The organism is Longitalea luteola, from assembly GCF_017356035.1.
Taxonomy (GTDB): Bacteria; Bacteroidota; Bacteroidia; order Chitinophagales; family Chitinophagaceae; genus Niastella; species Niastella luteola.
Map to the genome: position 1 here is coordinate 824,820 of NZ_JAFIQX010000001.1, position 25,251 is coordinate 850,070.

The following is a 25,251-nucleotide window of genomic DNA, read 5'->3' on the forward strand; positions in this document are numbered from 1 at the left end:
AATGGTTAACCGGTAACACTTGTTACGTCGTTACATTTTTTTTTAACATGACATTAAACTTATAGGAAAACCGTCATTCAAAAACACGCACTTTACAATAATCAATCAATTTTTACACTTTAAAAGTATCATCATGAAATGTAGAATTTCAGCTGCTATTGCTTTGCTTTTTCTTATGACTTTCTCAATGGTTGGCTGTAAAAAGGATAACAGCTCACAAGCACAGGTGAGCGATGAAGAAGCACGAACCATGAGTATGGAAGATGCTGCTGCCGAAAGTGAATATGATGATATCACCGAGTTCGGACTGGCAGCCGGCGCCGACCTGGAAGCAGGCGCTATAGAGAACGGCCGGTTGACAACAGATGTGAATGCCCGTATCCGCATCGAACTGTTCGTTAACCTGCAATTGAAATTAGGCCCTTGCGTTACTATTACTGCTACGCCGAATGACACCACATTCCCTAAAACAGTTACTATAAATTATGGCGACGGTTGCCTTTGCCGCGATGGAAAGATCAGAAAGGGTAAAGTAGTATTATACTTTTCAGGCCCACTGCGCAAAGCCGGCTCTGTGCTTACCATTACCCTGCAGGATTATTATGTGAACCGCGCTCATATTGAAGGCGTGAAAACCATTACCAACCTTAGCGCTGATGGCGCCGTTAAGTACTCGGTTAACATCGAAGGTGGGAAGATAACCTGGCCTAACGGAAGAGGATTCACCTATGATGGCACTAAGACCGTAGCCCAGATTGAAGGTGCTGCTACGCTTGCCTGTAAAGATGATGTGTACTCGATAGAAGGCAGTACGCAGATCAAATACGCTAATGGCGTTACCGTAACCAAGGAGACGGATTCACCGCTGATCAAACCCGTAGCCTGTTTCTGGATCACCAGCGGTAGTTTGACCATCACCATCATCGACCGCGTGCTGCAGGTTGATTTTGGCACCGGTGGTTCCTGTGATAACAAGGCATTGTTAATATGGGCGAAGGGTCAAGTGGAGATCAAATTATAACGTAATACGCTTAACGTAAAAACGCTTAACGCCGAACGCTTAAGGTTTGTTATCGTGTAGGTGCTTCGCGCCATGGGTTTTGTATTTGCCTTCGGCTTTTAGCATTCCGCCTTTAGCCTTCCGCCTTCAGCAGTTTTATAAAAAAAGAGTCCCGTTGCATAACGGGACTCTTTTTTTATAAAGTATATTTCAATTACGCAGGTTTGGGCGCATCGAAATCGAAATGCGGTTGCTGTGCAGCCTGGAATGCAGCCTGATCGCCGTAGGGTCCCAGGTATTTAGCATCGCCAAAGGCAAGCATTGGGAAGAATACCACACCTAATAAGATAAGACCTACAGTATAACCTTCTGATTTTCCAAAGCTCTTAGACAACATATTGTATGTCCAGATGATGAAAACATAGTTTACGAAGGGGATCAGGAACAACAGGATCCACCATACTGGTTTGCCCACGATCTTTAATAACACTACCATATTGTAAATGGGAATGATAGCGGCCCAGCCTGGCTGGCCAGCTTTGGTGAAGATGGTCCACATGCTGGCGACCATGAGAACAACGAGGGCAACAATGAAGAGCACAAGAACTGTCATAGTTTAGTTGGTTTTTAATTAGGAATATAAGAGTTAAAAATGTAAATAATTTTTAGCATTTGCAAGTCTTACGCTAATTTATAGCGTGGCTGTAAACGTAAATATGCGGCCGGCCATTGTGTATGGTTGTTATATAACCTTATGAATTTTACGATCGGGGGTCTGGCAGCCGGTTACCTTATTGTCAGGTTGACCCTTTAATGAGCCAGTATGCGCATGATTAGCATAGCATTGTATATATTGTCTTCTTTTATAGCGCTTACACATACTTTGGGGCCTGTGAAAAGCGTTATAAGAAAAGATATCCACCTTACTGGCATTTTGCGTGGACAATTACTTTATTCCCAACTTCATAAAATACTCCTACTGCACTTCCATCCAGGTATGGTCGGCCAGCAGCTTAACCGTGGCTACAAACCGTTTGTAAGGGCCTGCGCCGCCGCCCCATTCTTTCGGACTTACCATCGACAATAAATGACTGCCATCCCCTTTTTCATATACATAATAGGTATGGCCTATAACGGGGGTAAAATTCAGTTTGGCCCCATAAATAAGCAGGGAAAGGTCTTTGCGCTTTTGTATCTCCTGCGCCTGTAATGCCAGCAGCTCTATTTGTTTTCTTATCTGTTCCAGCTGCATATTGGTTTGCTCTTCCATAGCCGTAAGCGCCTTGTGCCTGATAACGCCCTCTTCCGTTGGCTTTATAACAGCCCCTGATACGGAAGCAGAGTAGGGTAATACGCTCAGTTGTTTATGATAGAACTCAATATTGGTGTAGGGTTGTAATTGCCGGGTAATCCCTTTTTGAGTGATCTTCAAATAGCCATTCGGCATTATTTCATGCAGAATATGCAATACCTGTTCGTGGTTCCGGTAAAACACGGCTTCAAATGTAATGCCGTCGATAAATGTCGCTTTTAGCGTTTCTGCCACTTCGGGGTTATCGAACGGGTGCTCGCGGGCGTCAGGTAAAACCGTGTACCGGCTTTCAAAAGCCTGGTTTTCGAGCGTTACCCAGTTCATGGAAATCGAAAGCAGCCGGTCATTGTCCAGCGCTTCAATTTTATATATGCCCGACCGTGGCCGGTCGCCATACTCATAGGTGCCTTTTTCGGGAAACAATTGCCAGCTTGCTAAAAAATTATATGCCTGTACCATAATAAATGTAAACGTTATACTTCAGCTATACAGGGAACAAAAATCAGTCTTTTTGTTCTTATTACTTATAATATTAACAGGGGGCCCGGTAATAAAAAGCCCCCGACAGTTCCGTCGGAGGCCTCTTTCAATAACGTTATATTCTGGATTAGATGGCATCAAAAACCACCAGTAATGCAAATATTACACCAGGGATCCAGAAAAGCAGCGTAAGGAGAATGCTGATCCAGAACTTAGCAGTGATCTCTTCTTCTTTCAGATAAACAGCCAGTGGCGGCAACAAAATAGCCAGGATGGCAAGTAACACCTGATCGGTCTCAGCAGCACGACCAGCCCGTTTGTCTGCCTTGTAATCCTTCAATACTTTCTTAGCCTCTTTAATACGTGTTTTGCGTTCATGTTTCGACAGGCTCTTAAATTCTTCAACGGCAGTATTCACTGTCGCCGTAGCTGGTTCGGTTTTAGCAGTATTGTCGGCTGAAGGTAAAGATGCAGCCAGTGCAGGTGATGTGCAAACAGATACCATTACCAGTAAGGTCAGAATTCGGGTAGTGATCTTTTTCATATTATCTAATTTGGTAAACAAATATACTGAGGAAATATTCAGATTCATGCATTACATGCAATTAAAAGACCAGATAATACATCAGCAGCTGTCAGGACACGCTTCGGCTATAGCCGTCAATGTCCATTCAAGCCCGTTATACTGCTGGCCGGCCTGTTTGTTTTGATGGCAATGTTGTAATACGGAAAGATGAAAAAGCGATTGGCATTGGGTTGAAAGGAAGGCTGCCACAGTGGGGTTGCAGTTGTCTATCACAGTTAGGGCAAAATGGCGAACACGGCTAAGAAATGATTATATTGTGAATGTAGAAATTATTTACCATGGCTGGCATAAGCAAATATTATAGAAAGGAAGGAGCTGTTGAACAGGCGGCCAGAACGTTCTGGCAATGGTTTATTGACAATGAATACCGGTTCAGGGAGCTTGAAAAGAATGATTCTGATCAGGCTTTGTCGTTTTTGGAGGAGTTGATCCAGCAGATGCAACCATTTAATCCTTATCTTAAGGCATTAGCCGGCCCGGATAACAATGGTAATTATGAACTGATCATTACTTCCGATGGCGATATTGCCTTATTCAGCAAGGTAGAAGAACTGGTAAACGCAGCACCGGCAGTGCCCAACTGGGTGTTCACAGCGCATAAACCCGCCCTGGGTTTTGAAGGCATCAGCATCGACCTTTATGGACTACAGTTCACCACTGCCACTACCAGCTTTTATCCCATCGTTCAGGAAGATTATCCCGATGAAGTAAGTATCGTGATCACACATACCGAATACAGCAAAGAGCTGGATGATCAGTTTCAGGCCGGTGGTATGATCTACCTGGAGAATGGGCTGGGGGAAGTGAATACAGCCACCAAGATCGATAACTATGAAACGGGCCCGGTACCCGCCCCCGGTGAGCAGATTGAGATAATACCCATTTCAAAACTGAACGAATACTTGAACTGGCGCGAAAAGGAATTCGTGGAGAAATATGAATCTGTTCCCGCTGAACGGCCGGATACCTATCATTTGCTGGAAGCAGAAGACAAGGACGGGAAAAGAATGTTACTAACGGTTAATATGGAATGCCGGTACTGGGATAAGAAGCCAGCTTATTCCTGGTTATTACAGGTGAACATCAACTATTCCGGTGATGAAAACGGTTTCCCATTTACGGAACAACTGATAGAATTGCAAACCCTGGAGGAAGAGATCTTTTCATTACTGCCGGGCGATCGCACGATACTGGCCGGCAACAAAACCTACGACAATTGCCGGATAATATATTTTTACGTCAGCGAATACAAGACCACGGCTGCTTTATTGAACCGGTATGTTGAAAGCAAGGAAACAGTGTATGAGATCCTTTTCTTCATCAGGCGGGATAAATACTGGCGAACGATGGAGCAGTATTTTAATTTACCAATCGAAGATTGAACCGCATTCAATTCCAATTATGTTAATAAAAATGGTTTGTAAGCGTAAACCGGTTAATTTTGAGGCGTGCTGGTGACCGGTATATGTCCGTTAGTAAGTTAAAAAGTTGATAACATTGATTTTATGCTTGAATAACGAACACCTTACCGGAAATCAAGAAATAAATAACGCTTTTTTGCGTTATGATATATTCAATTTCCTTAGAAACAACACGATAGAGCTCTATGGTCGCCTTACGCCTGGATTTAATGCGTTATTGGGTATTAATAAAATCCATTGGGGTCACCCCCGAAATGGAAGAGTACGAAAAGAGGAAAATGAGCATTTTTAACCAGCTTAATTTCCTCGGGATCGTTACAGGCATCGTTGTCCCTATCATTGGTATCTTCTTTAACGACCACCTGCCTCCGCTGGGCTGGTTCGTTGCCGGCTCTCCACTGGCCATCAGCGTTATTGTTCTATGGCTGAATTATGAAAAATATTACGAACATGCCCGGCTTGTATACTTCAGCTTATATCCTATAGCTACCTGCCTGGTGTACCTGGGTAAAGTAGATATAGGCGTTGAACTGTTCTTCGTATTGTATGGTGTATTGTCGGTTTTCTTTTTACAACAGATCACCCATATCCTGTTTGCTTTCAGCTTATCGGTTGCCTGTTATTTTATCGCCTGTATAATACCGCATGATTTTTATTTCAGGCTGGTAACGGTCAACTATTATTTTTACGTATTTAATCACCTTACGGCCATTTCTTTTATTTTCTACGCTATTTATTTTATTAAACAGGAAAATACAGGATATCATTTCAGTTTATTGAGCAAGTCGGATGAATTGCGCCGCCGTAATATGGAAGTAGAACTGCAGAAGCAGGAAATTGCGCAAAAAGCCAGTTTGCTGGAAGAACAAACGGCCAAACTTACGGAGTTGAACCAGCTGAAAAATAAGTTATTCTCTGTAATCGCGCATGACCTGAAAACACCCATGTATGCTTTGCGCAACCTGTTCAATCATATGCATCTGAACGAAATGCCCGTGAAGGAAATGAAGGCCCTGCTGCCTGGTATTGTGAATGAAATGAACTATACCACCAACCTCATGGAAAACCTGTTGCAATGGGCCAAGTCGCAAATGGAGAACGCCGAGCTGCAGCCTGAGGTGCTGGATATAGAAAATATGATCAGCCGGGTGCTGCTGTTATTGCACTGGCAGGCCAGTAATAAACGCATTCACCTGGAATCGCAGATCGAGGAGCCGTTGTACTGTTATGCCGATAAAGAAATGGTGAACCTGGTGTTGCGTAACCTGTTGTCGAATGCGATCAAATTCACCCGGGAGAATGGCCATGTGCGGGTAGGGGCCCGGGAAAGCGCTTCGAGCGTGGAGATCTATGTGCAGGACGACGGTGTTGGCATCAGCGCCGAACGCCAGCAACAATTGTTTGGCGATATGTTCTATAGCACAAAAGGAACCAATGAAGAAACAGGTACCGGCCTGGGCCTGAAATTGTGTAAGGATTTCCTGGAAAAGAATGGCGGCCGTATTGCGGTAAAAAGCCAGCCAGGTAAAGGCAGCACCTTCACTGTTACATTACCAAGACCGAAAGACTAATTTGCTAATGTGATAATGTGATAATTAGCTAATGTGATAATTGCACGGGGTTTATCAGACCTCAACACTATCGTCGCCCACGCTTAAGCGAATTGTATTCTATTATCAAATTATCGAATCAGCTAATTATCACATTGCCGTTTTATTTAAATATGCTATCAAAGAATGATTTCATGTCATTCCACGACGCGCTGTCTGCAGCGGCATTATAGGCAATGGGAATATTCCACTTCTTACCCACTTCAGTGGCCTGTGGGTTGGTAAATGCATGTACGGCGCCGGGATATGCTTTGAATGTGTAATCGGCCTTTATAGAATCCATTTGTTTTTTGAACTGATCAACTTCTTTTTGCGGAACAAAAGGATCATCAGCGCCATGGCATACCAGTATTTTCGCTTTCAACAGGTCTTTGTTGGCAGGAGTGCCTATAAGGCTGCCATGAAAGCTAACCACACCTTTAAAGTCTTCACCCAGCCTGGCGGCGTTCAATACCATAGCACCCCCAAAACAATAACCGATAGCAGCTATTTTACCGGTATCAGTTTGCATAAAACTTTTCAGCGCTACCAGGGCCGCATCTATGCGTGCTTTTGCCTTTTGCGGATTGGCATAAAAAGGCGTTGCCAGTTTACCGGCAGTGGAAGGAGAGTCGGTAGTAAGGCCATTCCCGTACATATCCATCGCCATCGCGATGTAGCCTAATCTGGCCAGTTCACGGGCACGCATTTTAGGGTAGTCGTTCAGTCCCCACCATTCGGGAATGATCAGGATGGCCGGGCGTTTGGTATCGAGGCTGGTATCATAGGCAACAAATCCGTTCATGGTAATGCTGTCACCCGCATAGTTGATGTTTAATTCTTTTACCCCGGGTTGTTTGGTCTCGGTTGATTCTTCGGTTTGTTTAGATGGCTGGTCGCTGCACGATACAATAGCTACTGTTGCCATTGTAATAAATAAATACACTAAGTGCAATTTGTGTTTCATGATATTTGGTTTAAACTGATCGTTGACAAGGAGCGTTCATGGAATGTACGCAAGTCCCGAAATTAGGATAACCTTATCAACTGGTCAACTTGTTAACTTCTGATAAACACCGCTTTCCAAAACGATGTTTCCCTGGATAAGGTTGGTTCTGAGATTATTTAATTTATCCGGCGCCGTTGGTCCCATCAGTAAATGCAATCCCAATGCCGGTAAGCCTTTTTCGGTAATACGGTTCATCAGGGTATTGAAAAAAGCGATCCCTTTGGCAGTTTCATCCCGAACCTGTATGCGCTGCAGGCCTGCCTGCTGCAGCAGGTGTTGCAGTTGTTGCGGGCTTACCAGGAAACTCAGGGCGGCATTGCTGGCCCAGGGAACGGGGAACAGTACCGGCATCTGATCGCGACCCAGGATATCATAATAAATGAACCGTCCACCGGGCACCAAAACGCGTGCTATTTCTGCATAAAATGCCTGTTTATCGGCAATATTCATTTGTACGTGCTGTGTCCATACGACGTCAAAGCTGTTGTTATTGAAGGGAAGCGACAGTACACTGCCTTCCACAAAGCGGGTCAGGTGTTGCAGGCCGGTCAGCGCTGATAACTGTTGGGCCGTACGTATATAGTCGCCGGTTATATCGATGCCTGTAACTTCACAATTATATTCGGCTGCCAGTAAACGGCAGGCGCCGCCCAAACCACAACCTGCATCTAAAATGCGCATACCCGGCTGCAGTCCGGCTGCTGCTGCCAGTTCCCGCGATACTTCCTGTCCGCGCACATGGAACTCATCAATGGGCGACAGGTCTTGTCGCGTTACCTGGTGCGGTTTTATACCTGCGTTGCCCAGGGCTTCCATGATGGACTCATAGAGATGCGGGCAAGCGTAGTGATTTGCTATTGCTTTTTCGGTAGTCATGCAGTATCCGGGTTATGAGTTCACAGCGTTGATAAAGTTAATAAAGTTGAACAGTTAAAAAGTTAACGGGGTAATGGGTCACTGACCGGAATAAGAATTGCATTTCTACTACAAACCAATATACAATGAATACACAGATCAAATTGCTCGGTATATCCGGCAGCCTCAGGAAGGGATCGTATAACACGTCGTTGTTGAAGGCTGCATCGCAATTGTTGCCGCAGGACGTTTCCATGGATACTTTTTATTTAGGCGATATCCCATTATATAATGCTGATCTTGACAAGCCCAGTGCATCGCAACGGCCTCCGGTGGTGCAGGAGTTCAGGGATATGATGACAAAAGCTGATGGACTGGTGATCTGTTCGCCCGAATATAATTACGGTATACCCGGATTGTTGAAAAATGCCATCGATTGGGCTTCGCGTGGTGAAGATTCTCCCCTGATCGGCAAACCCGTTGCTGTGATGGGGGCTACCATCAGTTTGTGGGGAACGGTTCGCATGCAATTGGTTTTTCAAAACATCTTTTTATACCTTAATATGAAGCCGGTGTATAAACCGGAAGTATTAATAGCACAGGCAGGCAATAAATTCGATGACAAGGGCAATTTAACCGATTCCACTTCGCTCGATCTTGTTCGCAAGAAACTGGAGGCTTTGAAGAAACTGATCTTACACGAAAGAGAGGCGTTGGTCAGTTGACGGTTTTGGCGCATTGAGAGTTATTATGGATAAACTTCTGACTTCTGACTTCAGACCTAAAATTAGGTACCCTTGTTAACTTTTAAACTATATTTGCTCCATGACACAAGAAAAAATAAATGATATGAGGTCCCGCCTTGGTGGACTGAGGAGGTTTCTTTGACGTAGACAACCGTCAGTACAAAGTCAATGAAGAGAAACAACTTTCCCTTTCCCCCGGCTTCTGGGACGATAACAAACGAGCCACAGAGATACTCAAAAGCATTAAGCTGAACGAATTCTGGATCAAACTGTACGACCAGTCAAAAGCGGCCGTAGAGGATTTTGTTGTATTATTTGATTTCTGGAAAGCAGGCGAAGCCAGCGAAGAGGAAACGAAAGAGGCTTATGAAAAAGCCCTGCAGCAACTGGATGAAGCCGAATTTAAAAGCACCCTCAATCAGCCGGAAGATGAACTGCCGGGCGTATTGCAGATAAACAGCGGCGCCGGTGGTACTGAAAGCCAGGACTGGGCCGAGATGCTGGCGCGAATGTACCGCATGTATGGTGAAAAACAGGGCTGGCAGGTAACCGAGCTCGACTGGCAGGAAGGAGATGGCGCCGGTATTAAAAGCGCTACCCTGCAGTTTGACGGTCCGTTCGCCTATGGCTTTTTAAAGGCCGAGAGCGGCGTTCACCGCCTGGTTCGTATTTCGCCATTCGACAGCAATGCCCGCCGTCACACGTCCTTTGCTTCCATTTTCGTGTATCCATTGGTTGATGACAGTATTGAGGTAGATGTAAATCCCGCCGACCTCGAATGGGAATTCTACCGCAGCGGTGGTAAGGGCGGACAAAACGTAAACAAAGTGGAAACGGCTGTGCGCTTAAAGCACCATCCCAGCGGTATTGTGGTGGAATGCCAGAAAGCCCGTACGCAGGGAGAAAACCGCGAAATGGCGCTCCAGATGCTTAAGAGCCGCTTATACGAAGAAGAGCTGCGCAGGCGCGAAGCATTGAAGAATGCAACCAATGCGTCGAAGAAAAAGATAGAGTGGGGAAGCCAGATCCGCAGTTATGTTTTCCATCCTTATAAAATGATCAAGGATCATCGTACCGATTTTGAAGTAGGGAATGTGCAGCCCGTAATGGATGGTGAGCTCGATGGTTTTATTAAAGCTTATCTGATGATGGAAAAGGAAGCGGAGAGTAGTTGATACCTCTCAGCCCCTGAAGGGGAGTTGACAAAGTTGATAATGTTGATAGAGTTGATAAAAAAATGCGCCCCCGGGGGCGCATTTTTTTTGAGTGTACTTCAGCGCTGAGAACCCAGAAACTCATTCACTGAGCACTCAGTCAAGTAATTTTGCCTGCAGTTTCATAGAGTTAACTATGGTCTGCAGGCAAAATAATGAATACACCAATTAATATTGCCAGAGTAATTAAACCAATCCGGCATTACTCGTTTTTATACTTCTATATATATTACCTCATTGCAGTGTCGTTGCTGAGGCCTTGTGCATATAAAGAACCGGGTAATACGTTCCAAATCAAAGACACCATACGGCGACGTTTGTCATCAGCCTTATAGTCTTTCACTCTGTCAGGGTAAGGTAACTCTTCCCCTTTACCCATCCACTTGATGTCGTAGTTGATGAGTTTCGGATTAGGGATAAGCGCCTCATTTATTTTGATAAGGTCAACCAGAAGGTTGGCAATAGATTTTGCTCTAAGTTCTGATAATTTCACGTTCAACTCCTGACGGGTAGGGTTGTTTGTTTTCATCTTGGCGAGCAGCGGAGAATACAAAGGAGATTCCTTCGCAATCGGCGTTTCGTCAGAGAAACCATAACATACGATTACCGCCACGAACCTTTGTCTTGGGTGATCACCAAAGAACTTGATGATACGTTGTACGATCGGCTCGATTGATTTCTTGGCCTCATCCTGTTTTTCAGGAGGAATACCATAGCCACCTGCGGGGAAGAACGTTGCTGTTTCGAATGAAGAGAATGTTGAAATGTCATAAAGATCGTTCAACGATTTCAGATCGGTTAACGCACTTTGAATGATCACGTTAGTACGTTCAGCAAACTGGAGGATCTCTTCTTTGGTACCGGTTTTTTCCAGTTGAACCGCAACGGCGAGCTGGGTATCGATCTTTCTCTCGGCGTCTTTAAGGTTCCGGATGATCTCCTTACCAATGTCAGGATCCACCTCATAATTTTTTACTTTTTCAACTGTCAACGCGATGGCGCGCTGAGCTTCTTTCTTGACTAACTCAAGAGTTTCTTGTGTGGTTTTCGTCAGGCTTTGGACTTGTTTACTGGGGCCGCAAGATGCAAATCCCATTGCCAGTCCTGTAATAACCATGATTAATAGGCTACGAAGCATAAGAGTAAAGGTTTTTTAATAAGCAGGACCAAAAGTGACCTGCTCTTTTGGTTTACTAATTGGCTTTTTCGGATTGGTTCTTAATTGGATACTTTTTGAAGTATCTATCTGACTTCTAACGGCAGATTCGCGAATATATTCTCTTTTATTAACATTTTCTTTCTTTTTTTGTGTCGCTGCCGGCTCAGAATATGCGTACGAACTATACGATGTGTAAGATTTACTATTCTCTTTTTTCTGTGTTGTTTCTTTTGCGATTTCAGTAACAGTTGCAGGATCAGATACTTGTATTTCTGCTTTCGGTTTGCTTCTTGCAGCCTTCGTAATTTCCGGGTCTACATCGGTTACAGGTGTCCATGAAACCGACGTAATATTCGCAGATGAAGGTAATTTTACTTTTAGTAGTTTTTCTATCGACTCATTGATCTCATTAATGTTGTCGTCTTTGATAAAAGCATACGACTTTATTCCCATTTCGGTAAACCATTTACTCCAGATCGTAGTGAGCAGATTGTACTCACCGGTCCAGTCGTCCTTTGGATTTAATTCCAGTACTACCACTTTTAAGTTGGGGAATCTTTTGTTAACGGGCAGCAAACCATAATCGCCTTCTTTGAACCGGCTGTTCCAGTCGGGTGCTTTTTTCAGGTTATTGATGATCTGTGCGCAGGAGGCATAACGGTTATTGCGGGAAGTGCGGCCCTGCAGGCTTTCAAAATCCATATAGCCGTCGGTGATGATGAAGAGGGTATTCTGTGCATCTTTCTCCAGGTCGTCCTGCAGGTCTTCATTGAAATATTTCCAGATGTCGGCGCCGGCGTAAGCAGTGCTGTTATTACTGATCACTGCTTTTTTATAGATCTGCGGCAGATAGGTGTTGAAGTTCTTTTCTGTTTGTTCCAGCAATTTTGCCTTTTCTTCAGGCTGTGCTGAGGCCAGTGTAAGCCGAAGGTTGCCGGCCATGTCATAAACTTCGCTTGCGGTAGTGCGTTGGGGCGCTACCATCAGTTTCAGTTTATCATTCACAGTAAAATACAACCTGGTGGGATCTTTTGCATTGAGCCTGGATTTGAACGCGGCGTAGATCGATTGAATGACCTGTATATCTTTCGGAACCTGCTGCTGGTTATTATGCAGTATCCGGTCGCTCAAATCAAGCAATACAATATAATTGTCTTTAGGCGGTGCGGATCCATCTTTTTTTGCATCCTTTACAGCCTCTTCGATTTCGTTGCAGCCTGCAAGTATCCAGGCGCACATGATGGTGATGATGAGGTAACGTGCCATAACTCAAGGATAAAGAAACCTATTAAAAAATTACTTGAAATAAGATTCCTGAAATTCTTTCAGCTCCTTTATATAGGCATCTGTTTTTTCGTTGATGAGCTTGATCTGCTCTTCGCCTTTCTCGCGCCCGTATAAAGTCGCCAGGTAACCGTTCCAGCCGTCTCTGAAATAATTGATGTTCTTTTCAATCGCATCAATGGGCAGAACCAGTCTGTCTTTTTCCTTGCTCAGGTCGTCCGCTCTTTGGGTGATTTGCTGTAACTCAGTTTCGTAAAGCATTCGCTTTTCTTCCAGCTGAAAGATTTCATCCTGTAAACGATGAATACGTTTGTAACGTAATTTCAACTGGTTGCGTTTGCCCCATTCCATCTGCATAAGGTAGTATACAGAGCTCCAGATGGCGAATACGCCAAAACCAAGGAACAATACCAGGTAAAACCGCGAATCTGCGAATACCGGTACTATCAGCGTTTTAAATTCATCCCGGTTAAGCTTGATCAGGATCTCATTCACAGCGGTATGAACCTGAAGAGCAAGCAAAATGTCGCCGATAAAAACCAGGCTTAGCAATCCCCACACAACTTTTCTGTATTTCATGCCTCTTTCCGAGAACAGGTGAATGGATGTTCCCAGGGCAAAGAAAATAGTGGGGAATACGATCAGGGGGGGGTAATTGATGATAAGAAAGACCAGTCTTCGAAGGCTGGGTAACAATTGTATGTTTAGCCTTCCTTCCTGGAAAAGGGTCATTGGATCTACACCGTTCAACGCAAAATCTGCTACACTCATGTAAAAGTATAACAAGTAAAACGAAAGTGCAACTAAAAGAAACAATAAAAATAAAAAAGTACCCCAGCTGAAGCTGTTATACTGAACCTGTTGCCCATACGAACGCGGAGAACTGATCTCATCTAATTGATTCTTAAGCAGATTGATCTCGGCCTGTTTCACCGGTACCAGGCCTTTCGTGATGTCGCGGCTGTTATGGATCTCATCGGCCTTGCCCTTGACCTCATAATATTTTTCGAGTAATGTGTCTATCTGCTTCTGGATGCGGGAGCGGTTCTCTTCCGATTTAGGCAGCAATTTCATGGCGTCCTGCTCACTGAGGATGGAGCCACTGCGCACTTTGTTCAGCAGTCCTTTATAGGCTTCTATACCACCTTTATAAGTACCGGCCTGCTCAACGCCGTATGCGCGCATGTCTTTAACGACAATGTTCGATAGATCAGGCATATGATACCTGTTACTATCAGCTAGTTTTGATTTTCCGGAAATGATCACTGATTAACGGTTGCGTTTTGAGGGTAAATGTGTTCAAATTTAACTTAATGGTCCATTCAAAAATCGGCATGTGCACACCCTGTGGATAAAAGCCAGGCCTGATTTTCAGCCGAATTTATAATATTTTGTTATTCAGGGTTTTGACCCCCAGGTCCCGTTTTGTTTAATATAAACCAGCTAAGTAACTTCGCAACCTCAAAAACACATGTATTATGGAATTCGGCTATTTTCATTATCCACTGCCGGCCAATGAACCCGTTTTGTCATATGCGCCCGGGTCGCCCGAGAGGAAGCGGCTCAAGGAAGTACTGGCGCAATTAAAACAGGAGAAAGCGGATGTACCAATGTATATCGGCGGGCTGGAAGTGCGCACCAACAAAAAGGAAAAAATGCATCCCCCGCATGAGATCAAACATGTGCTGGGACATTATCATACCGGCGAAGAAAAACACGTAAAACAGGCTATTGAAGCCGCCCTGGCCGCCCGGGAAAGCTGGGCTAACATGAGCTGGGAAAATCGCGCACACATTTTCCTGAAAGCGGCCGACCTCATTGCCACCAAGTACCGGCCTTATATGAATGGTACTACCATGCTGGGCCAGAGTAAGAATGCTTACCAGGCTGAAATAGACAGCGCCTGCGAATTGATCGATTTCTTACGCTTCAACGTGCATTTTCTCAGTGAAATATACCGCCAGCAACCGGTAAGCGCTGCCGGCGTACATAACCGCATGGAGTACCGTCCGCTGGAAGGTTTCGTATTGGCGGTTACCCCTTTCAACTTTACCGCTATCGGCGGCAACCTGCCCACATCGGCTGCCATGTGCGGCAATGTAGTGGTTTGGAAACCGGCACATACCCAGGTGTATTCGGCCCAGATGTTCATGCGGATATTGAAAGAGGCCGGTTTACCAGATGGTGTTATCAACCTCATTTACGTTGACGGACCTACGTTAGGTAATGTATGTTTCAATCACCCCGATTTTGCCGGCGTGCATTTTACCGGTTCTACCGGCGTATTCAATACCATGTGGGAAACCATTGGTAAGAATATGCATATCTACAGGTCGTATCCACGTATTGTCGGCGAAACCGGTGGAAAGGATTTTGTACTGGCGCATAAGAGCGCTGATGTTGACCTGCTGGTCACCGCCCTGTTACGCGGCGCTTTTGAATACCAGGGACAGAAATGTTCAGCCGCATCACGCGCTTATATCCCCAGCAACCTGGCAGAAGAGGTAAAAAAGAAACTGATCGCCGGTATTGAAAGTTTTAGCATGGGTACGGTAGAGAATTTCAGCAACTTCATTAATGCGGTGATCGATGAAAAGAGTTTCAATAAAATTGAATCGTATATCGAAAAAGCAAAGAACGATCCCAAAGCAGTGATCTGGGCGGGTGGTAAATGCGATAAAACGAACGGATATTTTATTCAACCTACTGTGATCGAGGCCAAAGATCCTTTGTATGTTACTATGTGTGAAGAGATCTTTGGACCGGTATTAACGGTGTATGTATACAATGCCGATAAGTTTGAAGACACTTTGGAGCTGGTGAATAAAACATCACCCTATGCCCTGACCGGTTCCATTATTGCACAGGACAGGGCGGCTGTTGCACAGGCTACCGTCAAACTGCGGCATGCAGCGGGTAATTTTTATATTAATGACAAACCTACCGGCGCTGTTGTTGGACAACAACCTTTTGGTGGAGCCCGTGCCAGCGGAACCAATGATAAAGCCGGTTCAATTTTAAATTTGTATCGCTGGTTGAGTGCCAGAACGATCAAGGAAACTTTTAATGCACCGGTTGACTATCGTTATCCGTTTATGGCGGAAGAATAATTACCCCCATCCCCTGGAGGCAAGTAGTTGCTTCTCGCAATATAATGGTTGATATTTGATTTCGACTTCTGTTATTCGTGATTTGAAACATAAGATATCATAATAAAAAAAGAGGCTGCCTTCATGAAGACAGCCTTTTTTTTTGTCTATTGGCTATTGCCAATTGATTATTTTTTTCCGCCCAGGTGAACCTGGAAGCCGATGTTAACACCGAATTGGTTCATTCTGTCATCGCCATAAATATCGCCACCCCAAGATTTATAGCCTACTGCCAATTCCAATGCAGTGTTGGGAGACAGGAATACAGCAGGACCTGCCATTATTTCCCAATAGTTCAGGCTTTCTTTTTCACCAGCGCCGGCGCTTCCGAAACCATAGCTCGCATCAGCGAATACATTTACTTTTTGAGCTGCGTCCAGGAAGTAATAGCGGGCAAATGGAGCAAGAGTGAAGGCTGTTGTTGCTTCATCATCTCCTTTGTCTTTATCGCTGATATAGCTCAGGCGTAAACCACCAGCCAGTTTGTCGATAAAGAAATAACCTGCGTTTGGACGAATCTCGAAATGTGTGTTCTTGCTGTCATCGTTGTCACCATGTTTACTTGAAGTGAAAGAGATATTGCCCCCAGCCAGCCATTGGCCTTTGTTTACTTGGGCAAAGATTGCGTTGGAACTAACAAGTAAGAAAGCAGCAAATAAAACCTTTTTCATTGTTTTAGTTTTTACCAGGTGTTATAGTGATTTTTAACGGGCCCAAAAGTAATGTCAAAAAATTAAAAATTAAGTAATACGCACTAATTTATTATTGTGGTAAACATGAAATTTTTTTTGTTGATTGCACTCAATAACATTTTAAGATAAGCGTTATTCGTACATAATGACTTGTTTGCTTTCAATATAAGCTTACATTCCGGTGTATATATACATCATGTATCATCCGGATACGATATTACTCTCCTAAGAATCTACAATTGTACTTTATATTATTGATGGTATTTGGGTAAAATGTAACGATTATATCATCTTGTTATTGTTATTCCATCACTTCATCCGGCAAAAAGTTCAATTCATGTCACTTGCCAGCGATTGAGCACTTCAACAGAATTTATTTTGTTGAAAAGTTAATCATGAAAAATTTTTTAAAAACATTGACTGTTCTTACTGTGCTTGCTTTTTCTTTTGTGATGTTCACTGCTGCTATTCCTGCAGGTACCCATGCAGAAAAACCAATAAAGGCGCAACAGGCACAACAGGCATTCAACAAAGCTGCTGCTGATGGTAAAGTATCTTATCATGAACTAAAAGCGATCGCAGAAGATCTTAAAGGAAGTAAACTTACCTTGAAAGAAAAGATCGCGTTGAAAGTATTCGGTAAAAAGATCTCATCCAAAGCCAGTGCAAACCCAGCTGCTGCCGGTGAGAAGTCGCAAATTGTTGCTGCCATTCTTTGTTTCTTTTTAGGTGGAATTGGTATTCACCGTTTTTACCTGGGTTATACCTGGCAGGGAATTGTTCAGATCGTTACCCTGGGCGGTTGTGGCATCTGGGCGTTGATCGATTTCATTCGCATCTTACTCGGCGACCTGAAGCCAAAAGATGCCGAGTACGATGTTACATTCTAACTAATTAAATTGATCACAGGGTTTCGATGCTGGCATCGGAACCTTTTAAATATATATAACATGAATTTCCGGTACTATTATACAATTGGCAAACTGATCATCATTACAGTTACACCTGTGCTATTGTTGTTATTACCTGCACATTTTTTTGATGGCGGCGAATCTGTTTGCCTGTCGAAATTATTACTTGATCGCGATTGTCCAGCCTGTGGTTTAACCAGGGCCTGTATGCACCTTATTCATTTTAACTGGGAGGAAGCCTATGCTTTTAATATGATGTCGTTTTTGGCGTTGCCAATGGTTGGCATTGTTTGGCTGCAATGGGCTTTGAAAGAATACAAGATATTTAAAGCATTACATAATAAGAGAGCGGGAATGCTGGTTTAGCAATTTTATATTTATCGGTCTTATACGCGGTTTTTGGCAGGGGAGCAGCTTAATTTTCTAATTTGCCGGTTTGCATTTATTTTTATCAAAATATTTTCCTTGAAGACGATTTTAAATGAACAGCAACTGGCCATTATAATCCGGCGGCTCAGTCACCAGGTACTGGAGAATAATATAGATCTGGAGAATACAGTTTTTATTGGTATTCAGCCAAGGGGGATTTTTGTATCTGACCAAATGATACAGGTGATCAGGCAGTTGGTGTCGCCCGGAAAAGTGCAGTACGGTAAGCTCGATATTACTTTTTACCGGGATGATGTGCGCAACCAGATCCATATGCCCAATCAAACCGATATACCATTTAGTATAGAAGATAAAAATGTGGTGTTGATCGACGATGTATTATATACTGGCCGCACCATCAGGGCTGCCCTGGATGCATTGCTCGATTTTGGCCGTCCGGCCAAAGTGGAGCTGTGCGTGCTCATCGACCGTCGTTTCAGCCGGCAATTACCTATACAACCCGATTATACCGGCCGTTCCATCGATTCCATTGTGTCGCAGAAAGTAAAGGTTTTCTGGAAGGAACGCGATGGAAAGGAAGAAGTAGTATTATTATAAGGCTGCGGTTTACTGGTTACCGGCTGCTGTATAACAGTATAAGTTGCAGGTTTCAGGTTTCAAGTACAAAAGGGCGATGAATCCCCTGTAACTTGTAGCCTGGAACCTGTAACTTTTTGCCTTCTGTTACTCGCCAAACCTTAATCTTGGTTCGTAACCCTGATTCCCCTAAATTCGCGTTTTAGAATGCAACTTTCAGTTAAACATCTGCTCGGTATACGGGATCTCTCCCGTCAGGACATCCAGATTATTTTAGATACTGCTACTCAGTTCAAGGAAGTTTTACAACGGCCTATCAAAAAAGTTCCATCGTTGCGGGATGTAACCATTGTGAATTTGTTTTTTGAAAATTCAACCCGTACCAGGATCTCATTCGAACTGGCTGAAAAACGCCTGAGTGCAGACACGATCAATTTTACGGCAAGCGCTTCTTCAGTAGCCAAAGGCGAAACTTTGCTCGACACCGTGAATAATATTTTGTCGATGAAAGTGGATATGGTGGTTATGCGGCACAGTGCCAGCGGCGCGCCCCATTTTCTGGCAAAACATATTCCCGCAGCTATCGTAAACGCAGGTGATGGCATTAACGAACATCCGACCCAGGGCTTGCTCGATGCTTTCTCCATGCGGGAGAAACTCGGCAGGCTGGAAGGATTGAAAGTAGCCATCATTGGCGATATCATGCACTCGCGCGTGGCCATGAGCAATATTTACCTGCTGAAGAAGATGGGGGCAGAAGTTACAGTGGCCGGTCCCCCAACACTTATTCCAAAATATATTCAGGAAGCATTTGATATAAGGGTAGAATACAACCTGAAAAAAGCGCTCGAATGGTGTGACGTAGCCAACGTGTTGCGCATACAGTTAGAACGCCAGAACCAGGTGCTGTTCTCTTCACTGCGCGAATACAGCCTGGCGTATGGTATCAATAAGCGCCTGCTCGACAGCCTGAACAAGAAAATTGTGATCATGCACCCAGGACCCATTAACAGGGGCGTAGAGTTGGATAGCGATGCGGCCGACAGCAACCAGAGCATTATTCTGCAACAGGTAGAAAATGGGGTAGCGGTGCGGATGGCTGTATTATACCTGTTGAGTGGCGGCAGGGAAATGAATTAGTTGCCGGTTACCTGTTACCGGTTACCAGGTCTCGAACATCGAACTGCCTGCCTGTAACCGGGCGTCTGAAGTTTTTGCCCGGCAACAGGAGACTGGTAACTGGCGACCGAAACATAACTCGTTTCTAAAACGCGAACTTTTTATTTTGTACTCAATTCATACACATGGAACGTATCGCCCTATTCCCCGGGACCTTTGATCCTATTACCATTGGTCACCTGGATATCATTCACCGCGCACTCCCTTTATTTGATAAACTGGTGATCGGGATTGGACGGAATGTAAATAAAACAGCTATGTTCTCCGAAGATCAGCGGATGAAATGGATAAAAGAGATCTTTGGCGATAACCCGGCTGTGGGCGTAGTGGTGTATGAAGGGCTGACCGTAGAATGTTGCCGTAAAGTAGGCGCCAACTTTATTGTTCGGGGTATCCGGTACGTTAATGATTTTGAGTATGAAAAGGCTATTGCCGACATGAACCGAAGTCTCGATAGAGATATTGAAACTGTTTTTCTCACCTGTTTGCCCCAGTTTACGTCGGTGGCATCTACCCTGGTAAGAGATGTGATCCGCAATGGCGGCGATGCCCGGCAATTTTTACCCGAGGCCGTATCGAAAAGCCTTTAATACCAATTGGCTAATTTGCTAATGTGATAATTTGATAATGCTTTAACGGCCGTAGTCCTGTAAAAGCGAAGCTCACGCGTAAGCACCCATTACAGATTGTATTCCATTAGCACATTAGCAAATTATCACCATTATCACATTGACCATATGATCTGGTTCAAAAAAGACCTGCAAATACACGAAATAGCCGAATTGGGAAAGGGAACGATGTCGGAACATATCGGCCTGGCGTTCACCGAACTGGGCGCCGATTATCTTAAAGCCCAAATGCCGGTAGATGCCCGCACCAGGCAGCCCTATGGATTATTACATGGCGGCGCTTCCTGTGTACTGGCCGAAACCCTGGGCAGCGTGGCTTCCGCCATGGTCATCGACCCGGGGCGCTTCATTTGCGTGGGGCTTGAGATCAATGCCAACCACGTTCGCGGCGTACGGGAAGGACTGGTTACCGGAATTACGCGGCCATTACATATCGGTGGTTCAACCCATGTGTGGGATATCAAAATTCACGATGAACGCGAGAAGTTGGTATGTATTAGCCGGTTGACCGTCGCCATATTAAAAAAGACATAAAGGCATAAAGAAACTAAACAGCCTTTGACAGGAAGCGGAACTACAAGCTCTAAACCATAAACTACAAACCCGCAACTGGCGGATATCCGCCGGCATTCAACACATCTACAATAGCCGGGAAGGTGTTCGAAATATATTTTTCAAGATTTTCAGCAGGTACCCATTCGATCTGGGTGATCTGTTCGATGGTTTGCGGGGTCAGCGGCTGCGCTTTGGAGGCGCCCAGTAAATACCAGGCAGTTTCTTTCAAAATATGATGACCGCTTTCATCATAAGTATGCCAGGTGGTTACAAGGTGTTTTTTCAGCTCTATTTCCTGTAAACCGGTTTCTTCCTGGGTTTCCCGCACGGCACATTCCGCCAGTGTTTCCCCATCATCCAGTTTTCCTTTGGGCAGATCCCATTTACCGCGCCGGAATATGAACAATAGTTCATCGGCTTCGTTTTTAACCAGGCCACCGGCTGCTTTTACCAGCATGAACTTTTTCCAGAAAGCTTTTTTGAGCTCCTCGAGATTGTTATGCAGGTAAATTCCGGCATGAATTTTCTCCTGGCGCATTTCATGGATCATGGAATTTATGCCCCCATGGGAAAATTCATCTATCAAAACGGCATCATCGTGATGAGCATAAGGCTCAATTTCGGGAGTAATGGAATCAGTAAGGAACAATGGTTTCTCGTTAAAGTATATCTTTATGTGCATAACTTATTTTCAGTTTTCAGGTAGCAAAGACCAATTTCGCCGCAAATAACTTAATCAATTATATGTCTTCGAACGAAAAGGCGGTAGCCGAAAAGTTATTACAAAGTAATGCTATTAAATTAAATGCCACGCAACCCTTTACCTGGGCATCAGGCTGGAAAAGTCCCATTTATTGCGATAACCGGCGGGTATTATCATTTCCTTTTATCCGCGATTTCATAAAATCAGAAATGTGTAATGTGGTATTCCAGGATTTTCCTGATGCCGAATTGCTGGCGGGGGTAGCTACCGCAGGTATTGCCTGGGGGGCAATGGCTGCCGACCAGTTGAAATTGCCTTATATATATGTGCGGCCGAAACCCAAGGAGCACGGGTTGGGCAACCAGATCGAGGGATACTATACCGCCGGACAGAAAGTGGTGGTTATCGAGGACCTGATCTCAACCGGTAAAAGCAGTTTACAGGTGGTTGATGTGTTAAAAGCGGCCGGACTGGAAGTGATGGGTATGGTGTCGATCTTTACCTATGGTTTCCCGGTGGCTGCTGAAAATTTCGAGAAGGCCGGAGTTCCATATATTTCCCTTACCAACTATTCCTCCCTGATTGAGCTGGCTGTTGAAAGGGGTATAGTGTCGGCCGATCAACAGGAAATTTTGATGAACTGGCGTAAAGACCCTGCCAACTGGACGGGTAAATAATTTGAAAAATTAACCAGTCAATGGAGTTAACTGGAAGCTATTCATATCAATAAAAAATCCGCCATGAGGCGGATTTTTTATTACAAAATGTTTTTTTGAACTGCTACATACCCCCGCCGTCCTCTGGTTTTTTACAACATTTGGGCAGTTTTTTATAGGCTTCTTCTTCAGCTTTTACATCATCTGCATCGTAACCGGCATTGGCGATCGCAGTCTTGATATTTTCTACATTAGTACGCTCGGTTACATATGTAACTTTTGTAACATGTTTCTTGAAATCAACAGTTGCCTTCTGAACACCTTCTTCGCGTTTCAGGTAATCTTCAATGCGTTTTTTGCAACTTTCGCATTGTACGGTGGGGGTCTGAATGGTTACTGTTTGAACCCCTTTTTTAACCTGTGAGGAAGCAAAGGTGGTAATTCCCATAACGGCAATTACGAGTAAAACGATTTTCTTCATACCACTTGTTTTCTCAAATGTAATTATTTCGGAGGATCATTTTCGTTAATTTTTTACCACTGCCTGCGGCTGAAAAATTAATAAATGTAGAACCTGAAATTGCAGCCGGCCGGCATAAAGAACACGCCGGTATACATAAAAACAGCCGGGAACGGCGCAGCGCCAGCCAGACTTTACAATCTCGCAACTATTAAATTTTAAGACAAACTGGCATGAACAGTGGAACTTTCGTGGACCGGCTTTCGCCAGTTGATGCCTGAAAAAATACGTTTTGGTTCAAACCGTGACACTTGGCGCCGCAGTTTTGTGGATGGGGATTCCGGTTTGTGATCACAAAGTAAGTCCAGGTGAAAAGACGCCGGCCTGCTTGAATGGTCATTTAGCATTTTTCACCGGCTGGCAGACGGTAATTTCTTTATCGGGAATTGCTGTCGATTACTGAGCGATACAGGCAGTTGGGCACCGGCATTTTTTGATGGTTGGTTGCACTTTTTAAAAACGAGGTCAGCAAGTGGGGTGTGATTGAAGTCGTGAAGACACACATCGGAATTTCCCCATCGGTTCGACAAAAGTTTTGTGTGTCTGCCAAAAAAAGGGCTGTGGGCGAAAATTTTTTTCATTGATTTTTAGCGCTTCGGGTTTTTCCGGTTGCTGGAATCGGGCTTGTGAACCGGGCAAAAAAAAGCCGGGTTTCCAAAAAATGGAAACCCGGCTTTTAGTATTTTGAAAGGAAAGATCAGCTGCTAAAATTTGATTTTCTGCATGCCTTCATACCGGATTGGGTAGTTAATAAAGATGCCGCTCCGGCCAATTTTTGCACTTCCGTCCAGTTTGATAAACACACTATCTGTACCCGTTGCCAGCGATTGAATAACACCCATGGCGGTATTATTCATGTTCACTTTTAAAACAACCGGCAACAAAAAGGTGTCTTTTCTCGGAATATGAATCGTGGAATCAAGGGTGGTTTTTCCAAAAAAATTGTTGTTGACATATACATCGACGGCGGCCCCTTTCATGGTCACCGGGTACTTATTCGGATTATAATATTCTACATCTGCTCCCACCGTCGACTCTTTCAATCCAAACTTCAGCACCTTGAAATTTTTGACCCCCAGGTAATCGAAACCGGTTGGCTTGGCACAGGCAATTGCCAGCAGGGGTAGGAGCACCCATCCTATGGTTTTTCGCATGTCAATGTTTTTGGGCCACAATGTACCAGATAAATTTTTCCGGCCAAAAAAGGATTGTATTTTTAGAAATTTTCTTTGCTAATAAGTTTAGAATCAACAAATTTTAGGCTTGTCTAAATCATTGCTTTGGAGCTGCCAGTACATTTAGTAACGAATACTTTAATTAACATATTAGTTATAGGCATTTTACGAGTGTCAAGTAAAATTTAAATTGCAAATTTTAACTCGAAAAATTGATTGTTTTTGATCTTTATTCAACCATTATTAAACAAAAATCCGGATAATTCAATGTGTATGACGTTAATCATTGAAAGTCAATATTTTCCGCCAATTACCTTATTTAAAAAGTCGATAGAATTGACCAATATAAATTTTGACCTATATGAACCCTGGCGTAAAATGAGTTTCCGGAACCGGTGTGTGGTGGTTGGTTCGAATGGACCTATTAATTTGAGCATTCCGGTGCTGGAGGGCCGAGAACAAAAGAAACCAATGGTTGAGGTGATGGTCGATAACCGGAAGCCCTGGCAATCGCAGCATTGGAAAACCATTACCTCGTGTTATAACCGGTCGCCCTGGTTCGATTTCTTTGAACCAGAGTTGAGCAGGTTATACCGGCAGCCGGTTGAGCGGTTGAGCGACTGGAACAAGACCTGTTTTGAGTGGGTGACCGGAAAACTGGGTTTGACCATCCATGTAGATTATTTGAAATGTGTTTCGGGTGATCAACCGGCCATAGAGGTGGTAGATTGGCGGAATAAACTGACCCCCAAAACGATTCAAACGGACTTCCCAAACGCGGTAAAATACCACCAGGTTTTCGAGGAACGTATAGGGTTTATTCCTCATTTGTCTATTCTGGATCTGTTGTTTTGTGAAGGCAGAAATGCAGGGCGACTGTTGATGAGCGGAACCCAGTGAGCTGTATTTTATAGTTGGTTTTCCCAAATTAGGAAATGGGAAACAAGTTTATGGATTGCCTGCTCGAAGAGGGATAATCAGATAAAAGGCGGGCTACTCTTTACATCTTTCCATTTTGTTTTACTCTTTTAAAATTTTGTTGCAGCAACTTTAGATGTTTCGATGTCTAGCAAATATCACATAGTACCATATATATTGATAGTTAGCTGCAGCGTTTGAAATGGTACTCTCAATTGTACTTTGTTTATAGTTTTTACAGGACCGGCTGGTGGACAAGCCCATTAATTTTCACTGGCGTGCCGATTGAAAGACGAAGATGAACCTTCCCGAAATGATCCGGGAGGGTGCTTTAATAAAGAGTTTAAAAGGACAAGACCTCGATCTATTTTGGTAATGTCTGCGTAACCAATACCAACTGCGAACAACAAATCCCGCCAAAGGCGGGATTTTGTTTTTAAAACTCCTATCTGATTTTTACCTCGGGATACTGCTTTCTTTGCCCACTGCATTTATTTTAATGCTGTCAGTTAGTCAGTCAACAGTTACATATATCTTGTTGAT

Annotated in this window: 26 protein-coding genes; 14 read left to right on the forward strand and 12 right to left on the reverse strand. The window is 44.1% G+C overall.

What is annotated here, in order from left to right:
* Positions 1-133 precede the first annotated feature (133 nt).
* Complete coding sequence (locus JUB15_RS03110; RefSeq protein ID WP_207510851.1) at positions 134-1,021, forward strand: hypothetical protein; 888 nt, start codon at positions 134-136, stop codon at positions 1,019-1,021.
* Positions 1,022-1,214: 193 nt separating this feature from the next.
* On the opposite strand, the gene JUB15_RS03115 is transcribed toward JUB15_RS03110, so the two are convergent.
* From JUB15_RS03115 to JUB15_RS03125, 3 genes are all read right to left on the reverse strand, one after another.
* Complete coding sequence (locus tag JUB15_RS03115; RefSeq protein WP_207510852.1) at positions 1,215-1,613, reverse strand: DUF5684 domain-containing protein; 399 nt, start codon at positions 1,611-1,613, stop codon at positions 1,215-1,217.
* Positions 1,614-1,976: 363 nt separating this feature from the next.
* The gene (locus tag JUB15_RS03120) at positions 1,977-2,771 is read right to left on the reverse strand and encodes a DUF2452 domain-containing protein (protein ID WP_207510853.1); all 795 of its coding nucleotides are present in this window, start codon (positions 2,769-2,771) and stop codon (positions 1,977-1,979) included.
* A gap of 148 nt (positions 2,772-2,919) precedes the next feature.
* Entirely contained in the window at positions 2,920-3,336 is a 417-nt protein-coding gene (locus tag JUB15_RS03125; protein WP_207510854.1) for a YqaE/Pmp3 family membrane protein, read from the reverse strand.
* 320 nt (positions 3,337-3,656) lie between these two features.
* Between JUB15_RS03125 and JUB15_RS03130 the strand changes: the two genes are divergently transcribed.
* Entirely contained in the window at positions 3,657-4,760 is a 1,104-nt protein-coding gene (locus tag JUB15_RS03130; RefSeq protein ID WP_207510855.1) for a DUF695 domain-containing protein, read from the forward strand.
* 224 nt (positions 4,761-4,984) lie between these two features.
* The gene (locus tag JUB15_RS03135) at positions 4,985-6,370 is read left to right on the forward strand and encodes a sensor histidine kinase (protein ID WP_207510856.1); all 1,386 of its coding nucleotides are present in this window, start codon (positions 4,985-4,987) and stop codon (positions 6,368-6,370) included.
* A gap of 142 nt (positions 6,371-6,512) precedes the next feature.
* Here the strand turns inward: JUB15_RS03135 and JUB15_RS03140 are convergent, their stop codons facing one another.
* Positions 6,513-7,355, reverse strand: a complete 843-nt coding sequence (locus JUB15_RS03140) for a dienelactone hydrolase family protein (protein WP_207510857.1) — start codon at positions 7,353-7,355, stop codon at positions 6,513-6,515.
* An 84-nt stretch (positions 7,356-7,439) separates the two neighbouring features.
* Entirely contained in the window at positions 7,440-8,273 is an 834-nt protein-coding gene (locus JUB15_RS03145; RefSeq protein ID WP_207510858.1) for a class I SAM-dependent methyltransferase, read from the reverse strand.
* Between the two features lie 125 nt (positions 8,274-8,398).
* Between JUB15_RS03145 and JUB15_RS03150 the strand changes: the two genes are divergently transcribed.
* Together JUB15_RS03150 and prfB are read left to right on the forward strand one after the other, a co-directional pair.
* Positions 8,399-8,977 carry an NADPH-dependent FMN reductase gene (locus tag JUB15_RS03150; protein ID WP_207510859.1) on the forward strand — a complete coding sequence of 193 codons (579 nt, stop codon included), beginning with the start codon at positions 8,399-8,401 and terminating at the stop codon, positions 8,975-8,977.
* Positions 8,978-9,077: 100 nt separating this feature from the next.
* A protein-coding gene (gene prfB, locus JUB15_RS03155) for a peptide chain release factor 2 (protein ID WP_439650990.1) occupies positions 9,078-10,173 on the forward strand; the annotation gives its coding sequence in 2 pieces (ribosomal slippage) (positions 9,078-9,137 and positions 9,139-10,173; 1,095 coding nt in all).
* A gap of 268 nt (positions 10,174-10,441) precedes the next feature.
* On the opposite strand, the gene JUB15_RS03160 is transcribed toward prfB, so the two are convergent.
* From JUB15_RS03160 to JUB15_RS03170, 3 genes are read right to left on the reverse strand one after another with little or no spacing between them, the layout of a single operon-like run.
* A complete protein-coding gene (locus tag JUB15_RS03160; RefSeq protein ID WP_207510861.1) occupies positions 10,442-11,350 on the reverse strand; it encodes an OmpA family protein in 909 nt (302 codons plus the stop codon).
* 15 nt (positions 11,351-11,365) lie between these two features.
* Positions 11,366-12,637: a hypothetical protein gene (locus JUB15_RS03165; protein ID WP_207510862.1), complete on the reverse strand. Its 1,272-nt coding sequence runs from the start codon at positions 12,635-12,637 to the stop codon at positions 11,366-11,368.
* A gap of 30 nt (positions 12,638-12,667) precedes the next feature.
* Positions 12,668-13,873, reverse strand: a complete 1,206-nt coding sequence (locus tag JUB15_RS03170) for a hypothetical protein (protein WP_207510863.1) — start codon at positions 13,871-13,873, stop codon at positions 12,668-12,670.
* Positions 13,874-14,133: 260 nt separating this feature from the next.
* Here JUB15_RS03170 and pruA point away from each other — a divergent pair, with 260 nt between their 5' ends.
* Positions 14,134-15,765 (forward strand): L-glutamate gamma-semialdehyde dehydrogenase, encoded by a 1,632-nt coding sequence (pruA, locus tag JUB15_RS03175; protein ID WP_207510864.1) that lies wholly within the window; start codon positions 14,134-14,136, stop codon positions 15,763-15,765.
* 167 nt (positions 15,766-15,932) lie between these two features.
* Here the strand turns inward: pruA and JUB15_RS03180 are convergent, their stop codons facing one another.
* Complete coding sequence (locus JUB15_RS03180) at positions 15,933-16,475, reverse strand: outer membrane beta-barrel protein (RefSeq protein ID WP_207510865.1); 543 nt, start codon at positions 16,473-16,475, stop codon at positions 15,933-15,935.
* Between the two features lie 416 nt (positions 16,476-16,891).
* Between JUB15_RS03180 and JUB15_RS03185 the strand changes: the two genes are divergently transcribed.
* The 6 genes from JUB15_RS03185 to JUB15_RS03210 all read left to right on the forward strand — a co-directional run bounded on the left by JUB15_RS03185 (position 16,892) and on the right by JUB15_RS03210 (position 20,715).
* Complete coding sequence (locus JUB15_RS03185; RefSeq protein WP_207510866.1) at positions 16,892-17,386, forward strand: TM2 domain-containing protein; 495 nt, start codon at positions 16,892-16,894, stop codon at positions 17,384-17,386.
* A gap of 60 nt (positions 17,387-17,446) precedes the next feature.
* A complete protein-coding gene (locus tag JUB15_RS03190) occupies positions 17,447-17,773 on the forward strand; it encodes a DUF2752 domain-containing protein (RefSeq protein WP_207510867.1) in 327 nt (108 codons plus the stop codon).
* A 99-nt stretch (positions 17,774-17,872) separates the two neighbouring features.
* The gene (pyrR, locus tag JUB15_RS03195) at positions 17,873-18,394 is read left to right on the forward strand and encodes a bifunctional pyr operon transcriptional regulator/uracil phosphoribosyltransferase PyrR (RefSeq protein ID WP_207510868.1); all 522 of its coding nucleotides are present in this window, start codon (positions 17,873-17,875) and stop codon (positions 18,392-18,394) included.
* A gap of 186 nt (positions 18,395-18,580) precedes the next feature.
* Positions 18,581-19,513, forward strand: a complete 933-nt coding sequence (locus JUB15_RS03200; RefSeq protein WP_207510869.1) for an aspartate carbamoyltransferase catalytic subunit — start codon at positions 18,581-18,583, stop codon at positions 19,511-19,513.
* A gap of 164 nt (positions 19,514-19,677) precedes the next feature.
* A complete protein-coding gene (gene coaD, locus JUB15_RS03205; RefSeq protein ID WP_207510870.1) occupies positions 19,678-20,142 on the forward strand; it encodes a pantetheine-phosphate adenylyltransferase in 465 nt (154 codons plus the stop codon).
* A 147-nt stretch (positions 20,143-20,289) separates the two neighbouring features.
* Positions 20,290-20,715 carry a hotdog fold thioesterase gene (locus tag JUB15_RS03210; RefSeq protein WP_207510871.1) on the forward strand — a complete coding sequence of 142 codons (426 nt, stop codon included), beginning with the start codon at positions 20,290-20,292 and terminating at the stop codon, positions 20,713-20,715.
* A gap of 61 nt (positions 20,716-20,776) precedes the next feature.
* On the opposite strand, the gene JUB15_RS03215 is transcribed toward JUB15_RS03210, so the two are convergent.
* On the reverse strand, positions 20,777-21,418 hold the full coding sequence (locus JUB15_RS03215) for an NUDIX hydrolase (RefSeq protein ID WP_207510872.1): 642 nt from the start codon (positions 21,416-21,418) through the stop codon (positions 20,777-20,779).
* Positions 21,419-21,480: 62 nt separating this feature from the next.
* On the opposite strand from JUB15_RS03215, the gene pyrE reads away from it, so the two are divergent.
* A complete protein-coding gene (gene pyrE, locus JUB15_RS03220) occupies positions 21,481-22,116 on the forward strand; it encodes an orotate phosphoribosyltransferase (protein WP_207510873.1) in 636 nt (211 codons plus the stop codon).
* A 103-nt stretch (positions 22,117-22,219) separates the two neighbouring features.
* On the opposite strand, the gene JUB15_RS03225 is transcribed toward pyrE, so the two are convergent.
* Together JUB15_RS03225 and JUB15_RS03230 are read right to left on the reverse strand one after the other, a co-directional pair.
* Positions 22,220-22,576: a heavy-metal-associated domain-containing protein gene (locus tag JUB15_RS03225; RefSeq protein ID WP_207510874.1), complete on the reverse strand. Its 357-nt coding sequence runs from the start codon at positions 22,574-22,576 to the stop codon at positions 22,220-22,222.
* Between the two features lie 743 nt (positions 22,577-23,319).
* On the reverse strand, positions 23,320-23,769 hold the full coding sequence (locus JUB15_RS03230) for an LEA/WHy family protein (protein WP_207510875.1): 450 nt from the start codon (positions 23,767-23,769) through the stop codon (positions 23,320-23,322).
* A gap of 294 nt (positions 23,770-24,063) precedes the next feature.
* Between JUB15_RS03230 and JUB15_RS03235 the strand changes: the two genes are divergently transcribed.
* A complete protein-coding gene (locus JUB15_RS03235) occupies positions 24,064-24,690 on the forward strand; it encodes a WbqC family protein (protein WP_207510876.1) in 627 nt (208 codons plus the stop codon).
* Positions 24,691-25,251: the final 561 nt, after the last annotated feature.

Excerpts from the sequence above, each read along its gene's own strand:
- pyrE (WP_207510873.1), top strand. The coding sequence starts at position 21,481 with ATGTCTTCGAACGAAAAGGCGGTAGCCGAAAAGTTATTACAAAGTAAT.
- JUB15_RS03210 (WP_207510871.1), top strand. The coding sequence starts at position 20,290 with ATGATCTGGTTCAAAAAAGACCTGCAAATACACGAAATAGCCGAATTG.
- JUB15_RS03110 (WP_207510851.1), top strand. The coding sequence starts at position 134 with ATGAAATGTAGAATTTCAGCTGCTATTGCTTTGCTTTTTCTTATGACT.
- JUB15_RS03115 (WP_207510852.1), bottom strand. The coding sequence starts at position 1,613 with ATGACAGTTCTTGTGCTCTTCATTGTTGCCCTCGTTGTTCTCATGGTC.
- JUB15_RS03170 (WP_207510863.1), bottom strand. The coding sequence starts at position 13,873 with ATGCCTGATCTATCGAACATTGTCGTTAAAGACATGCGCGCATACGGC.
- JUB15_RS03225 (WP_207510874.1), bottom strand. The coding sequence starts at position 22,576 with ATGAAGAAAATCGTTTTACTCGTAATTGCCGTTATGGGAATTACCACC.
- JUB15_RS03160 (WP_207510861.1), bottom strand. The coding sequence starts at position 11,350 with ATGCTTCGTAGCCTATTAATCATGGTTATTACAGGACTGGCAATGGGA.
- JUB15_RS03145 (WP_207510858.1), bottom strand. The coding sequence starts at position 8,273 with ATGACTACCGAAAAAGCAATAGCAAATCACTACGCTTGCCCGCATCTC.
- JUB15_RS03235 (WP_207510876.1), top strand. The coding sequence starts at position 24,064 with ATGACGTTAATCATTGAAAGTCAATATTTTCCGCCAATTACCTTATTT.
- JUB15_RS03125 (WP_207510854.1), bottom strand. The coding sequence starts at position 3,336 with ATGAAAAAGATCACTACCCGAATTCTGACCTTACTGGTAATGGTATCT.
- JUB15_RS03120 (WP_207510853.1), bottom strand. The coding sequence starts at position 2,771 with ATGGTACAGGCATATAATTTTTTAGCAAGCTGGCAATTGTTTCCCGAA.
- JUB15_RS03165 (WP_207510862.1), bottom strand. The coding sequence starts at position 12,637 with ATGGCACGTTACCTCATCATCACCATCATGTGCGCCTGGATACTTGCA.
- pruA (WP_207510864.1), top strand. The coding sequence starts at position 14,134 with ATGGAATTCGGCTATTTTCATTATCCACTGCCGGCCAATGAACCCGTT.
- JUB15_RS03185 (WP_207510866.1), top strand. The coding sequence starts at position 16,892 with ATGAAAAATTTTTTAAAAACATTGACTGTTCTTACTGTGCTTGCTTTT.
- JUB15_RS03190 (WP_207510867.1), top strand. The coding sequence starts at position 17,447 with ATGAATTTCCGGTACTATTATACAATTGGCAAACTGATCATCATTACA.
- JUB15_RS03230 (WP_207510875.1), bottom strand. The coding sequence starts at position 23,769 with ATGCGAAAAACCATAGGATGGGTGCTCCTACCCCTGCTGGCAATTGCC.
- JUB15_RS03130 (WP_207510855.1), top strand. The coding sequence starts at position 3,657 with ATGGCTGGCATAAGCAAATATTATAGAAAGGAAGGAGCTGTTGAACAG.
- coaD (WP_207510870.1), top strand. The coding sequence starts at position 19,678 with ATGGAACGTATCGCCCTATTCCCCGGGACCTTTGATCCTATTACCATT.
- JUB15_RS03180 (WP_207510865.1), bottom strand. The coding sequence starts at position 16,475 with ATGAAAAAGGTTTTATTTGCTGCTTTCTTACTTGTTAGTTCCAACGCA.
- JUB15_RS03150 (WP_207510859.1), top strand. The coding sequence starts at position 8,399 with ATGAATACACAGATCAAATTGCTCGGTATATCCGGCAGCCTCAGGAAG.
- JUB15_RS03215 (WP_207510872.1), bottom strand. The coding sequence starts at position 21,418 with ATGCACATAAAGATATACTTTAACGAGAAACCATTGTTCCTTACTGAT.
- JUB15_RS03135 (WP_207510856.1), top strand. The coding sequence starts at position 4,985 with ATGGTCGCCTTACGCCTGGATTTAATGCGTTATTGGGTATTAATAAAA.
- JUB15_RS03140 (WP_207510857.1), bottom strand. The coding sequence starts at position 7,355 with ATGAAACACAAATTGCACTTAGTGTATTTATTTATTACAATGGCAACA.
- JUB15_RS03200 (WP_207510869.1), top strand. The coding sequence starts at position 18,581 with ATGCAACTTTCAGTTAAACATCTGCTCGGTATACGGGATCTCTCCCGT.